Genomic DNA, 12,337 nt, shown 5'->3' with positions numbered 1-12,337 from the left:
TCGGGCACGCGCGCACGCAGGTCGTGTCCGCACTCAAGCGGCGGAGGTCGGCTCGCTCCGCGCATCGATGCGGGGCGATGCAGTACCGATCCACGCGGCTGCCGCAATTGCCGCAGCCGTCACGAGCATCATCGCGCCCCACCCGGCTCGCGCGTTGAGCAACCCTGCCGCCACCGCACCGCCGGCACCCGCCGCGTAGTAAAGCGTCAGGTACGCTGCGCTCAATGCCCCGGCTCGAGCCGGCTCAATCGCGACGACACGCGTCTGGTTCGCGACCTGCGCGGCAAAGCAACCGGCATCGAACATGGCCAGCCCCACGCCCAGCCATCCGGGACGACCGAGCGCAACGGCAAGCAGCAAGGCCGACACGGCCGACATGAAGAGCCCGCCCCGGATGACCGCGCGATCGCCGAATCGGTCGGCGAGTTTTCCGGCCACGCGCGTGACGCCGAGGCCCAGCACACCCGCGAGACTGTACGCGCCGATCGCCGCGGCACCGAGGCGATACGGCGGCTCGGCCAGGCGAAGCGCGAGCCCCACCCAGACCAGGTTGAACGCGAAGAACCAGAGCATGCCGGCGCAGGTACGGCGCCTCAACTGAGCGCTGTCGCGCAGCAACCGCGGAATGGCACCGATCGCGTTCGCACGGCCGGGCAGCCTTTCCGGCCGGCCACCGGGCAACAGCACCGCAGCGCCGATCGCGGCCAGCGCAACGCACCCGGCCAGCGCGAGCAATGCGCCGCGCCATCCGCACCATTGCGACAGTACGCCGCCCACGAAACGGCTCAACAGGATCCCGGCGGAAATGCCCGCCGACACGGCCCCCATCGCCACGCCGCGCCGGTGCGGATCCGCATGTTTGCCGGCAACCGCGCTGCATTGCGCCGCCACTGTCGTTGCCGCGCCCACCAGAAAGAAGCCGGCGTCGAGCGCGAGCGGCCCGGGCGACCACGACGCGCACGCCAGCAGCAATGCGAGCACGCCCATCTGCGTCGAGACGAGCACGCGCGGACTGAACCGGTCAACCAGCGGCACCAGCCATGCAAGGCCGACCAGGTAACCGAGCATCGTTACGGACGCGAGGGCCGCCATGCGCGACGCAGCCACGCCGAACTCGCTCGCGATGGCCGACAGCGACGGCTGCAACGCATAGCCGTTCGCGATCGCCACGCCGGCCGCCACCGCGAGCACCCCCGTCGCGGTGCGGGACAGCGGCACGCGGTTGCCGGCGACGGTCATGCCGCGGCCCTGACCGCGATCGCCTCGACTTCGACCAGGATTTCCGGATCGACGAACGGAAGCGCGTGCACCAGCGAAAACGCCGGCCGGATATCGCCGTAGATTTCCCCGTGCGCGCGCGCCGCCGCTTCCCAGTTGTCGAAGTCCGCCACCACCAGGCGGCTCTGGACAACATCCGACAACGCGAACCCGCTGTCCGCCAGCACACGGTCGATCGTCGCCAGCGCATCGCGTGTCTGCGCGTACACGTCCGCGCCTTTGCCCGCCGTCCCCGAAATGTAGATGGTGTTGTCGACGACCACCGCGCGCGAGTAGCCGACCTTGGGCTCCCACGGGGAGCCGGTGCTGATCCGTTTACGCATCTTGAAGATCCCTCCAGTCAGGTTGAGATACATCGCCTACTACTTGGGTAGTAAGTTCGGGCGATTGTATACTACTCCGGTAGTTAATCAAGGAGCCCATGCAGGTCGTCGTGGGCGCAGGAGCCGATACAGATGAGCGAAAACACGGAGCTGATCACGTCGTTGATCCGGCTTGGATTCACCCAGTACGAGGCGCAGGCCTACGCGGCCCTTGTCGGGCAGGCCGCACTGACGGGCGCGGAAGTCGGCCGGCGCGCCGGCATGCCGCCATCGAAGATCTACGAAACCCTGGGTCGCCTGGAAACGCGCGGGGCGGTGCTCGTCAACCGGTCGGAACCCGTCCGCTATGCGGCCGTACCCCACCGGTCCTTGCTCGAGGACTTGCGCACGCGCTTCAATGCGGATCTCGAACTGGCCGCGGGCGCGCTCGATCGGCTGCCGGTCCAGCAGGAGCCGGGGCTCGTCTGGTCGTTGAGCGGGCGGGAGGCGATCGCCAGCGCGTTCGCGCGCGTCATCGTCAATGCGAAAACACAGATCTTCGCGGGCGTCTGGGACGAAGAGATCGACGACCTCGGGCCGCTGCTCGAGGCTGCCGCGGCACGGGGCGTCGACACGCACGTGGCGATCTACGGCACTCGCACGCTCAACGGGCCGCGCCACTACGACATGGCCAAATGCGGCGCCAGCGCGAGGCTCAGGCTGTCCGGTCGCCGGCTCGCCGTCGCGGTGGCGGACAACACCGAGGCAGTGGTGGCGGAATTCGGCGATCATTCACCCGATCACGCCACCTTGACGACCAATCCGGTCATCGCGCTGCTCGCAGTCGAGTACATCAAGGCGGACGTGAGCGGGCGCGTGTTGATCGACGCAATGAGTCCGGCGGAGTACCGGAAAATCCTGAAGCATCCCGACATGCAGGCGATGCTTGCGCCGCTCGACAAGCCGAGCTGACCCATGCGACGCCGCGCGGCTGCCGGTGCATCGAGCCGCGCGCACCCGCCCCGGTACGGTAATCCCCTCACACACACGAGCGTCAAATGACCGCCTATGCCTTCCGCCTGCTGAATGTCTTCGCCGAATCGACTTTCGGCGGCAACCCGCTTTGCGTATTCGAAGATGCGCGCGGCATGGACGACGCGACCATGCGGGCACTCGCGGTGCAGTTCAACCTGTCCGAAACGACCTTCGTGCTGCCGTCGGAGCGCGCACATGCGCGGGTTCGCATCTTCACGCCGGGCTATGAGATGGCCTTTGCCGGCCATCCGACACTCGGCACCGCGCATGTCGTGCGCGACCTGCTGGGTACGGGCAACGATCTCGCGCTCGAGTTCAAGGCCGGGGTGGTCGACGTGAGCGCGCATGACGACGTGTGGACATTCACTGCACCGCACGCAGGCATGCCGAAGACGGCGCCGTGCGAGTTGCCCGACGCGCGAATCGCGGCACTGCTGGGGCTCACGGAAGACGATCTGCTCGCACCGCCGATCTGGGTCGACACCGGCGCCGACCAGTTGCTGGTCGCACTCAAGGACGCCGCTGCCGTGCGCCGCGCGCAGCCCGACAGCGCATGCCTCGACATCTGGCCGACCAGCAGCCTCGGCCGCAAGACCGCCTACGTATTCGCGTTCGATGCCGAGCGCCCGGGGACGGTGGTGTCGCGCTACTTCTTCGTGAAGCAAGGCAGCGTCTCGGAAGATCCGGGCACGGGATCTGCCTGCGCGAATCTGGGCGGGTGGCTGCTTGCGATGAAGCGCGGCCTGCCCGCCGCGTTTCAAGTCGAACAGGGTGAAGCCGTCGGCCGGCCTTGCCTGCTGCGGTTGTTGGTCAGTGCGAGCGGTGAAATCGGCGTCGGCGGGCGCGTGATCGAACTCGGGCGCGGTGTCGTCAACGTGTAGACGCGCCCGACGGATAGGTCGTTACAGTCCGCGGTATCGCGCGGTTCGCGGCCCACGCTGCGACGACAGTTTCGTCAGCAATCTTCCGGGGCAGGCTTCGTGTCCGCGACCATGGCATACATGGCCGTCACCAGCGCGCGATCCGCCACCGGCCACGAGGCGGAATGACAACGGTGACGCCGATCGAGTTTCGCTTTGCAGTTGGCGTCCGAGGTCAAAAGCTGCTGCGCTGCCGCGTGCGCCAGGGCGAATCGATTCGGATCGACGGCAGCGATCATCGGTGGCTCGAGGAATGGATGCCGGCTGCACGCCGCTGGCGGACGTGGAGGTGGAGGTGGACGACCCGACGAGCCGGCTGAGGTGTGCAAGTCTAGACCTGATCTATCAGACAGCGTCAGATCGGGTCTGAGATTGCTTGGACGTCACCTCATCAAAGGCCGTGATCGACCCGAAGGAGCCACTCAAGCCATGGTGACTTCAATGGCCGCATTGTGAGTGCCTCGGACTTCCAGTATAAGGGGCCACCGGTCCCGCAAAGGGACGCTCGGCGAACACGCAGCGGCCGCAGCCGCTGAGCGAAGGCAGCCGGATCGACAAGTCCCGCATAATCGCCGAAGAATCGAAAGGGCTGCGCCGGTATGCGTCCGCGAGCGCTTCGAGGGAGGCGGTGTTGAGCAGTAAGGGTGCAGCACCCTCAACGTCGAGGACAGTCGCGTCGGCCGGATCGTCTCCAGCAAAAGGATCTCATCAGAAAGCCGAACGCGCCTAAGAGCACCGCTCTTCGGATTTCAGCGACGAGATAATAAAATTAGATCTTGTCGGACTCTTCGCGATGGCGTTTGTCACCGGACAGGCCAACCGTGAATGGCAAGACCCGGTAACAGTAAATGAATGGACAACCTATGCAAAGATATCTATGCACACCCGATTACGAAGGTTATTTCGACTTTTTCTCAAATATCATTGTCTTAAGCATCTACGATAGTAAGCATAAGGAGGAAATTCTCGGGGCAATTCAGCCCCAAAATGGCACAACAGAACTCAGCGAGCGTCAAGTTGAGATTCGGGCACTGTTGAAGCATGAGATTACCCACTTTCTAGATATGACAACGACGGCATGGGGGTGTCAATACATCCTTCGCAAGCTTCGAACCATCAAATACCTTGAAGAGAAGGGCTCAGAATATGAAGACGCTCAAAAGGTGTTCATGCTTGAGACATCTGAGATTGAAATGCATACCGAGTTGCTCTCGACCACCGACGTTCCCCCGATGGATTGCGAAACGCTTCATCACACTCTTCGTTACACAACGCAATTCGGTGCGGTGCTTATAGTCTGCTATTTCCGCAACGATGTTTGCCAACATCAAGTCCCACTGAGTATGTTGTCGCTGCTTGAAGCGAACGCCACGGCTAGCGAGTATCTATCCAGAATTTCGGACACTGAATCGCTCGAAGACAACGCTCTACGCATTCTCCGCCTCGAAGACATCGAGCGTAGCTTTTCGGCTTTACTCAACGACCCTGCCCGTTTGGAGTATTCCGTTCTTCTAAACCTTGCGCGCGTGCACTTTCCAGAATTGGCTCTTCGCGATCTGTTGATTTATGTTGCAGCGCTGTGCAGATTTTCTCTAGACGCGACCGACTTCGGAATGGCAGCGATGGCGAATATAATTGAGCCGTCGACGCTCAATCAAAGACTCGGGAACGCGCTGGCGATGGAGTTGAGACGGGCCGCAAATCGTCCATTGCTATTTTTCAAAACTGTTCTGTTCACGTATGGTTGGATGCAAGAAATGGGTGAAGAGAATCGTTCGGGCTACCTCGAACTTGTCAGAACCAACCCAAAGCAAGCCATCCGATCGCTGTGGATTGACTATCTAGAGGTAGGCGAAGACACCCTCGATCTGGAACGCGAATTCACAGTCCCAATGAAACAAGCGTGGATCGATGAACTGAATGTTCTAGGTGATGCAGAGATTTTTAAGAGGAGCTTCGCTAGCAATGCCCCTAAACTTAACGAAACATCGGTTGGTCTCTTGAACTTCCAAGAAATTACGGCAATTAACATTATTCTTGGCGATGACACCGAGATAGAGATGCCGAATCGCATCGATCTGGGTGTCGTCGAATATTTTGATAATCACATGAAGACGTTTGCGAGGCTTGATGCAATGTACAGAGAGCAACCACACGAGCGATTCCACATCCCGCTCGATGCACCCGGATATCTCATCCGCTAGCCGTCGCAGCCGGCGCGGTCGGCTGAGGCTCGTGCGCCAATTTGTTTTCGATTGCGCCTTTCTACGACGCGGATGTTTGCGGATCGGGTAGCCTCATTGTCGACCGCTTTTCTGATCTAGTCGAACGGTCGGTCTCGGACGGGCGCAGATGTTCGCGGTATGTACGTGGCCCTCGCACACGCTTCGAACCATGTTCTGCAGTAACCCATAACTGCCGCCGACGCCAGCAAAAATGTCTAGAGATAGATTATCCTAGCGCAGTGGTTAAGGTGCCGTTCGGTTAAATCGCTGATGTCCGGTACACGAGAACCTTAGTAACCTTATTCGCTAGCGCATCGCAAAAAAGAGAGACTGCTGTGATTGATGACCCTTTACCAAAAAATTGGCAAGACCTTCAAACAGGCGTTCAACGTATCTTCCGTAACGTCGGGTTACGTGCTGATGTCGAGGTCGATTTGGAAACACCGCGTGGCTCGGTGAATGTTGATGTCCTCGCAGTAGACGTTCGGAGTGTCGACAAAATTAGGTACATCGTCGAATGCAAAAATTGGAGTAGCGCAGTACCCCAATCCGTCGTTCACTCCTTCACAACGATAATGCAAGAAACTGGTGCAAATATAGGATTAGTCATTTCTAAGCAGGGGCTTCAACAAGGTGCTAAGCGATACACCCAGAACACGAATATAGTGGGGATGACGTACCTTGAGTTTCAGCAAAGATATTTTGAGGCGTGGTGGAAAAGGTACTTCTGCCCACGTATCGGTGACGCCGCAGACAAACCGCTCCAATACATCGAAGAATTCAATATTGATCGAGACGACGCATACAAGAAGCTTAGCCGTCAAGGTCAGGATAAGTTTGATCGGTTGCGGCGAGAGAACAGTGGGCCGGTAATGTTCATGTCCATGTTTAATTACATGGCTTTGTCTCCGATGTTGGGCACGGGCACCATGTTAGACGTTCCAACGAATCTAAGTGAATTTAAGAATAACGTCTTAGCAAAGATTACGCCCCACATCGAATGGCACTGTGATACGTTTCGAGGATTGCTCGGCATTATGTTGCAGTACCTAGCAGACGTGGAAGCAGACTTCGACGCAGTGTTTGGTGGATCCATTTTTGAGCCACGAGAGCCTATCAGCGGAGTGACTGCTGATGGCCCCCCTTTGGATGATGGCATTTATCATCGGTGACTCACCGTGAACCGCTTAGTGATAGCGTACGATCGGCCTAATTCATTTCACGGTCTTGGTGCAAGATGGCGGCGATCACTCATTCTGCAATGGCCGGTGCCGGGATGAAGCAGTCGTCTGAATGAAGGGTTCTCTGTAATAGCGAACGACGCTTCTTGGCCGAACTAAGTCAGACGATCTGATGCTGTCTGCTTTGTCCAGTCCAGCCTTATACAGCTGAGGACGCCTCATTTCACGCAAACCGAATCGGTCTTCCGCTACTTCGAGCGCCGGGACTGTGCACTCGCCAGTGCGTTTCCGAATTGTTCTACCGCTCCGTCAAAGCGGGACGCGCCGACATCGAAGACCCAATGGCGCAGTGACGGTAGCGCAGAGAGCCCCAGTTCCGCGATCCGGTATTGTGTGTCTATCGTGGCCAGCACGGCCGTCACCATGGCGTGCGGCATACCGTCGGTAGCCGCACTCGTCAACCCGCCGTCGAGTATGCTCGGCGCGAAGGCTGCACTTTGCAAACCCTGCTGCATCGCCGTTCGCGCGGCCGTGGCGGCGGCAGCCGCGGTGACATCAATGGTCCAGCTTGCGGGATCACCGAGCCCGATCAACAGCACGCGGCCCACTTCGATACCCGCGGGCGGGCGGCTGATCAACAGTGTTTCCATCGGCGCCGCCAGAAAGTGGCCTTCGCGCCGCAACCCGGTGAGCGCCCCCGAAAGCGCGAGGTCGAGATGGCGTAGTCCGCCCGTCGGCCCCTCACCTGCCGCCTCGCGGGCGAACATGCAACCGCAGGAAAGATCGACCTGCGCGCCGACGCCATCCCATGCGGCAACTTCGAAGGACACATCACGCCAACTGCCGATGATCTGCCGTAGAACCATATCGTCTCTCCCGTGAGGTCAGGACGCGGCGGGCCCGTCTTCGATCCTGACGATCGATGCAAAAGCCATCCGCGTGCAATGGACCAGACATGTGCGTGCAGTCCGGATCAACGGCTTGTGCCGATCGGGATTGCCCTCGGTGGCTTCCTGTTCATGCGAAATCGCAGCGGCTACACGTGCTGTCGGCGTGACGCGTAGAGGTCGCGCCAGGCACGTCGAACACGCGTTTCTAGCATGGCCTACGCAACGTTGCCGATGAGCTTCAACAACGCAGTGTGGTCGACCGCGAGATCCGCCGAGTTGTCGAAGTGATACAGATAACGCGTCGCAAATGCGTCCGTGGACGCACGGTCCAGCTTGAGCAATTCCCGTGTTCTCGCCACGACTACCGTCGGCGTCAGCTCCAGTTCACCCTCTTGATCCAGCGCTTCGTCCAGCATGACGATCAGTCGGCTGAGCGGCTCCAGCCACTTCATCGAATCGTCGAAGGCCATCACCTGCAGAAAATCGCCGGCCGATTGGTGCCCATGGGTCTTCTCATACTCGCGACGCTCAAGTTCGACCAGGGTCCGGTGCAAATCGAGAAGCGCGGTCCGGATGCGGGCGCAGTGTTCTGCCCGGTGGGAATGTGTTCCAGTATTCATATCGGTTCACCTGTTCAACCGTGTTCGATTCGGTGGCGGCCCGTGCGCCGTGTTTCGCAGGCCGCCAGTCACATTGCGACGCGCCATCATGGAAGATTGTCTCGACAGACGGCATCGGTTGCCTGTCGTCCATCGAGATCACACATCGCTCGCGTCCCGGATACGGAACGCGCGGATGACAGTATCACTACGACTATCGCCATTCACGGCGCAAGGCGTCGTGCAGTTCATGACGTTGCGCCAACGACTTCGACGTGTCAATCGCCAGCGCGAGACGCGGGGCATCGCCGCCGACTTCAGCCCCGCGCCCCTGGGCCCGCCCGCTTTCACGACACCACACGACATGTCGCGTCGGGCGCTCGCACTGCCCGACGCTCCGTGTCTCGCGATGACGGACACGGACTTATGTCGTGCCGCAGCGCAGGTCAGCGCGCCGCATGCGACGAATCTCCTGCGTTCATGCAGCCCGCGCTGCCGCGTTTGCTATGCTGCGCGCATCGCCAGCCCGAGCCGCTCGCCACCGATGACCGACCTCGCCCCCGACCTCGCCCGCACGCTGCGCGCCTCCTGCGACGCCTGCTTCGGCACGGCCGCCGTCTGGCCGCTCGTCGAGCACGCATATCGCGAACCGCAACGCCACTACCACACGCTCGCGCACCTGGCCGAGCTGTTCGCGCATCTCGCGCCGTATCGCACGGAACCGCTGTGGCCAGCGATCGAACTCGCGGTATGGGCGCACGACTTCGTGTATGCGACGACGCTGCCGGAATACTCGGATAACGAAGCACGCAGCGCGCAATGGCTCGTGGAAGTCACGAACACCCACTGCAGCGAATCCTGGTTGCATGCGCACGCTTCGCACGTATCCGTTGCGCACGATCTCGTGCTCGCGACGAAGTCGCATCGTCTGCCCGATACGTTCGCATCCGATCCGAACCTGCAGCGCGCCGGGCGGATTTTTCTCGACGCCGATCTCGCGATCCTCGCGGCCGCGCCCGATCGGCTGCGCGAATACGACCGCGCCATCGCACGCGAGTGGGCGCAGGATCCCGATGCGCCGTCGGCAGCATTTCGCACAGGCCGCAGGCAGGCGCTCGAACACCTGCGCGCACAGGTCCCGCTGTTTCAATCGGCGGAATTCGCGCCGCTCACGCCGCGCGCGCAGCGCAATCTCGACACGCTGATCGCCACGTACGCGTAAGCGCCGGACGCGCCCGCACGAACGCGCCCGCCTCGCCACCGCCGGCTCTGTCGAGCCGGCCCGTCGCACCGGCGACCCATGCGCCCGGTCGGCACGACTTCCTCCAGCAGCCCCCCCGCAGCACCGGGTTCTCGCCTCGCCACTCTTGTACGACATCAGACAATAAAACTGGCAGAAGCCTCGATTTCCCCGAGAAGCCGCCGCACGCGCGCCGACCTGGAAAGTAACCCTCCGAACATCATATGATTGCATTCTCACATTTAATGTGATTTTATTATCGTATGTTGCACGTCGCTGCCGACCACGCACGCGGCGCACCCCATACCAAGGAAGAGACGCAGATGGAGACAATCGCCGTCATCGGCAGCAACATGGTCGACCTCGTGACCTATGTCGCACGCATGCCCGCCCGGGGCGAAACACTCGAAGCACCGAACTTCGAGCTCGGCTGCGGCGGCAAGGGCGCGAACCAGGCTGTCGCGGCCGCCCGCCTCGGCGCGCGCGTCGTGATGGTCACGAAGGTCGGCGACGACGTATTCGCCGACAACACGATCCGCAACTTCGAGCGCGAAGGCATCGATACCACGCACGTGCGCAAGGTCGCCGGCGTGCCGAGCGGCGTCGCGCCGATCTTCGTCGAGCCCGATTCGAGCAACAGCATCCTGATCGTCAAAGGCGCGAACCGCCACCTGACGCCGGCCGACATCGACGCGGCCGCGCCGCAGCTCGCCGAATGCGCGCTGATCGTGCTGCAGCTCGAGATCGAACTCGACACCGTCTATCACGCGATCGCGTTCGGCGCGCGGCACGGCATTCCCGTGCTGCTGAACCCCGCGCCCGCGGTGGCCGATCTCGATTTCGAGCGGATCCGCACCGTCGAATTCTTCGTGCCGAACGAAACCGAGCTCGCAATCGTGTCGGGCATGCCGGTCGATTCGCGCGACAGCGCGGCGCGCGCCGCCGAAGCGCTGGTCGCGCGCGGGCTCAAGCACGTGCTCGTCACGCTCGGCAGCAACGGTTCGCTGCTGGTATCGCGCGACGGTGTGCGGCACGTGCCGGGCGTACCGGTCGACGCACGCGACACGACGGGCGCCGGCGATGCGTATATCGGCTGCTTCGCGCGCTGCTATGCCGCGTCACGCGATGCGCTCGACGCGATGCGTTACGCGTCCGCGTATGCCGCGCATTCGGTCACGGGCCTCGGCACGCAGAAGTCGTACGCCGACACCGCGACGTTCGAACGCTTCCTCCGCGACGCCGGCGTCTGACCGGCGCCTTCATCGACGAGACAATTGGGAAGGAGACACCCATGAGCCGAGCCAGAATCGAACACACACCCGACGGCTATTACCTGAACCGCACACCGCTCTTCGCGTTCACGCTGCTGTGCTGCCTGTTCGCGCTGTGGGGCACCGCGGCGAACCTGAACGACGTGCTGATCGCGCAATTCAAGAAGTCGTTCTTCCTGTCCGATTTCGAATCGGCATTCGTGCAATCCGCGTTCTATCTCGGCTACTTCTTCCTCGCGATTCCGGCCGCAACCGTCGTGAAGAAGTTCAGCTACAAGACGACGATCCTCGTCGGCCTGCTGCTCTACACGACCGGCTGCCTGCTGTTCTTCCCGGCCGCGTCGATGGCGAAGTACGGGATGTTCCTGGTCGCGCTGTTCGTGATCGCGGCCGGCCTGTCGTTCCTCGAAACCGCGTCGAACTCGTATTCGACGCTGATGGGCCCGCGCGAAACCAGCACGCGGCGGCTGAACATCTCGCAGACGTTCTATCCGTTCGGCGCGATGGCCGGCGTCTACATGGGCAGCCTCCTGATCTTCAAGGAAGGCGATGCGTCGCATGCGCAGCTCGCGGCGATGTCGGCCGCCGAAGCGCACGTGCACCAGCTCGCGATGATCCAGGCCACGCTCGAGCCGTACAAGTGGCTGATCGTCGTGCTCGTCGCCGTGTTCATCGTGTTTGCACTCACGCCCTACCCGGCCTGCAAGGGCAACGGCCCCAGCGTGGCCACGCACCGGATCGACGCGCGCGGCACGCTCGCACGGCTGTTCGGCAACCGGCGTTTCGTCGCGGGGGTCGTCGCGCAGTTCCTGTATGTCGGCGCGCAGGTCGGCGTGTGGAGCTTCACGATCCGGCTCGCGATGCAGATCGGCGGCCTCACCGAGCGCGGCGCGTCGCACTACCTGCTTGCCACGTTCTTCGCGTTCTTCGTCGGCAAGCTGGTCGCCACGCTCGTGATGAAGCGCGTCGGCCCGGCCAAGGTGCTGATCGTCTACGGCATCCTGTGCATCGCGCTGCTCGCCTACACGATCAGCGTGCACAACATCACGGCCGTCTATGCCGCCGTGGGCGTGAGCGTGTTCCTCGGCCCGTGCTGGCCGACGATCTACGGCCTCACGATCGACGGGCTCGGCAAGGACACCGAATACGGCGGCTCGATCCTCGTGATGAGCATCGTCGGCGGCGCGGTCGTGCCGCTGATCCAGGGGCTGATCTCCGATCACACGGGCGGCAACATGCAGCTCGCGTTCGTCGTGCCGCTCGTGTGCTTCGTCGTGATCGTCTACTACGGCTTCTACTGCCTGCGCCACCTGCCGGCCGCGACGCCCGACGCAGCCGCCGACGGTCAGGCGCCCGCGCGCTACGCCGCCACGCGCAACACGTCGGGAGCATAAGG

At 62.1% G+C, this 12,337-nt stretch carries 12 protein-coding genes; 7 read left to right on the top strand and 5 right to left on the bottom strand.

What is annotated here, in order from left to right:
• Nucleotides 1-33: 33 nt before the first annotated feature.
• Both BCEP18194_RS01930 and BCEP18194_RS01925 read right to left on the bottom strand, forming a co-directional pair.
• Nucleotides 34-1,239: an MFS transporter gene (locus BCEP18194_RS01930; protein ID WP_011349605.1), complete on the bottom strand. Its 1,206-nt coding sequence runs from the start codon at nt 1,237-1,239 to the stop codon at nt 34-36.
• A complete protein-coding gene (locus BCEP18194_RS01925) occupies nt 1,236-1,601 on the bottom strand; it encodes a RidA family protein (protein WP_041492578.1) in 366 nt (121 codons plus the stop codon). The genes BCEP18194_RS01930 and BCEP18194_RS01925 overlap by 4 nt, the downstream gene beginning before the upstream one ends.
• Before the next feature lie 132 nt (nt 1,602-1,733).
• Between BCEP18194_RS01925 and BCEP18194_RS01920 the strand changes: the two genes are divergently transcribed.
• Together BCEP18194_RS01920 and BCEP18194_RS01915 are read left to right on the top strand one after the other, a co-directional pair.
• Nucleotides 1,734-2,552, top strand: a complete 819-nt coding sequence (locus BCEP18194_RS01920; protein ID WP_011349603.1) for a TrmB family transcriptional regulator — start codon at nt 1,734-1,736, stop codon at nt 2,550-2,552.
• 86 nt (nt 2,553-2,638) lie between these two features.
• Nucleotides 2,639-3,496, top strand: a complete 858-nt coding sequence (locus BCEP18194_RS01915) for a PhzF family phenazine biosynthesis protein (RefSeq protein ID WP_011349602.1) — start codon at nt 2,639-2,641, stop codon at nt 3,494-3,496.
• A gap of 74 nt (nt 3,497-3,570) precedes the next feature.
• On the opposite strand, the gene BCEP18194_RS01910 is transcribed toward BCEP18194_RS01915, so the two are convergent.
• Nucleotides 3,571-3,774 (bottom strand): hypothetical protein, encoded by a 204-nt coding sequence (locus BCEP18194_RS01910; protein WP_041492433.1) that lies wholly within the window; start codon nt 3,772-3,774, stop codon nt 3,571-3,573.
• A gap of 609 nt (nt 3,775-4,383) precedes the next feature.
• Between BCEP18194_RS01910 and BCEP18194_RS01905 the strand changes: the two genes are divergently transcribed.
• Together BCEP18194_RS01905 and BCEP18194_RS01900 are read left to right on the top strand one after the other, a co-directional pair.
• Nucleotides 4,384-5,739: a hypothetical protein gene (locus BCEP18194_RS01905; RefSeq protein ID WP_011349601.1), complete on the top strand. Its 1,356-nt coding sequence runs from the start codon at nt 4,384-4,386 to the stop codon at nt 5,737-5,739.
• A gap of 356 nt (nt 5,740-6,095) precedes the next feature.
• The gene (locus BCEP18194_RS01900) at nt 6,096-6,932 is read left to right on the top strand and encodes a restriction endonuclease (protein ID WP_011349600.1); all 837 of its coding nucleotides are present in this window, start codon (nt 6,096-6,098) and stop codon (nt 6,930-6,932) included.
• 257 nt (nt 6,933-7,189) lie between these two features.
• Here BCEP18194_RS01900 and BCEP18194_RS01895 read toward each other — a convergent pair whose 3' ends face one another.
• Both BCEP18194_RS01895 and BCEP18194_RS01890 read right to left on the bottom strand, forming a co-directional pair.
• Complete coding sequence (locus tag BCEP18194_RS01895) at nt 7,190-7,807, bottom strand: M17 family peptidase N-terminal domain-containing protein (protein ID WP_011349599.1); 618 nt, start codon at nt 7,805-7,807, stop codon at nt 7,190-7,192.
• Nucleotides 7,808-8,046: 239 nt separating this feature from the next.
• Complete coding sequence (locus tag BCEP18194_RS01890; RefSeq protein WP_041492431.1) at nt 8,047-8,451, bottom strand: hypothetical protein; 405 nt, start codon at nt 8,449-8,451, stop codon at nt 8,047-8,049.
• Between the two features lie 523 nt (nt 8,452-8,974).
• Here BCEP18194_RS01890 and BCEP18194_RS01885 point away from each other — a divergent pair.
• The 3 genes from BCEP18194_RS01885 to fucP all read left to right on the top strand — a co-directional run bounded on the left by BCEP18194_RS01885 (nt 8,975) and on the right by fucP (nt 12,335).
• Nucleotides 8,975-9,652: a hypothetical protein gene (locus BCEP18194_RS01885; RefSeq protein WP_041492430.1), complete on the top strand. Its 678-nt coding sequence runs from the start codon at nt 8,975-8,977 to the stop codon at nt 9,650-9,652.
• Nucleotides 9,653-9,993: 341 nt separating this feature from the next.
• Nucleotides 9,994-10,920, top strand: coding sequence for a ribokinase (gene rbsK, locus BCEP18194_RS01880; protein ID WP_041492577.1), 927 nt, complete (start codon nt 9,994-9,996; stop codon nt 10,918-10,920).
• A gap of 41 nt (nt 10,921-10,961) precedes the next feature.
• Nucleotides 10,962-12,335, top strand: coding sequence for an L-fucose:H+ symporter permease (gene fucP / locus BCEP18194_RS01875; protein WP_011349595.1), 1,374 nt, complete (start codon nt 10,962-10,964; stop codon nt 12,333-12,335).
• The last annotated feature ends 2 nt before the right edge of the window (nt 12,336-12,337 follow it).

The organism is Burkholderia lata, from assembly GCF_000012945.1.
Lineage (GTDB): Bacteria > Pseudomonadota > Gammaproteobacteria > Burkholderiales > Burkholderiaceae > Burkholderia > Burkholderia lata.
The sequence above is the reverse complement of the archived record's forward strand: the minus strand, read 5'-3'. Positions and strand labels throughout refer to the sequence as shown.

Coding starts and splice junctions, on each gene's coding strand:
- BCEP18194_RS01930 (WP_011349605.1), bottom strand. CDS start 1,239: ATGACCGTCGCCGGCAACCGCGTGCCGCTGTCCCGCACCGCGACGGGG.
- BCEP18194_RS01885 (WP_041492430.1), top strand. CDS start 8,975: ATGACCGACCTCGCCCCCGACCTCGCCCGCACGCTGCGCGCCTCCTGC.
- BCEP18194_RS01905 (WP_011349601.1), top strand. CDS start 4,384: ATGAATGGACAACCTATGCAAAGATATCTATGCACACCCGATTACGAA.
- fucP (WP_011349595.1), top strand. CDS start 10,962: ATGAGCCGAGCCAGAATCGAACACACACCCGACGGCTATTACCTGAAC.
- BCEP18194_RS01915 (WP_011349602.1), top strand. CDS start 2,639: ATGACCGCCTATGCCTTCCGCCTGCTGAATGTCTTCGCCGAATCGACT.
- BCEP18194_RS01910 (WP_041492433.1), bottom strand. CDS start 3,774: ATGATCGCTGCCGTCGATCCGAATCGATTCGCCCTGGCGCACGCGGCA.
- BCEP18194_RS01890 (WP_041492431.1), bottom strand. CDS start 8,451: ATGAATACTGGAACACATTCCCACCGGGCAGAACACTGCGCCCGCATC.
- BCEP18194_RS01925 (WP_041492578.1), bottom strand. CDS start 1,601: ATGCGTAAACGGATCAGCACCGGCTCCCCGTGGGAGCCCAAGGTCGGC.
- BCEP18194_RS01895 (WP_011349599.1), bottom strand. CDS start 7,807: ATGGTTCTACGGCAGATCATCGGCAGTTGGCGTGATGTGTCCTTCGAA.
- BCEP18194_RS01920 (WP_011349603.1), top strand. CDS start 1,734: ATGAGCGAAAACACGGAGCTGATCACGTCGTTGATCCGGCTTGGATTC.
- rbsK (WP_041492577.1), top strand. CDS start 9,994: ATGGAGACAATCGCCGTCATCGGCAGCAACATGGTCGACCTCGTGACC.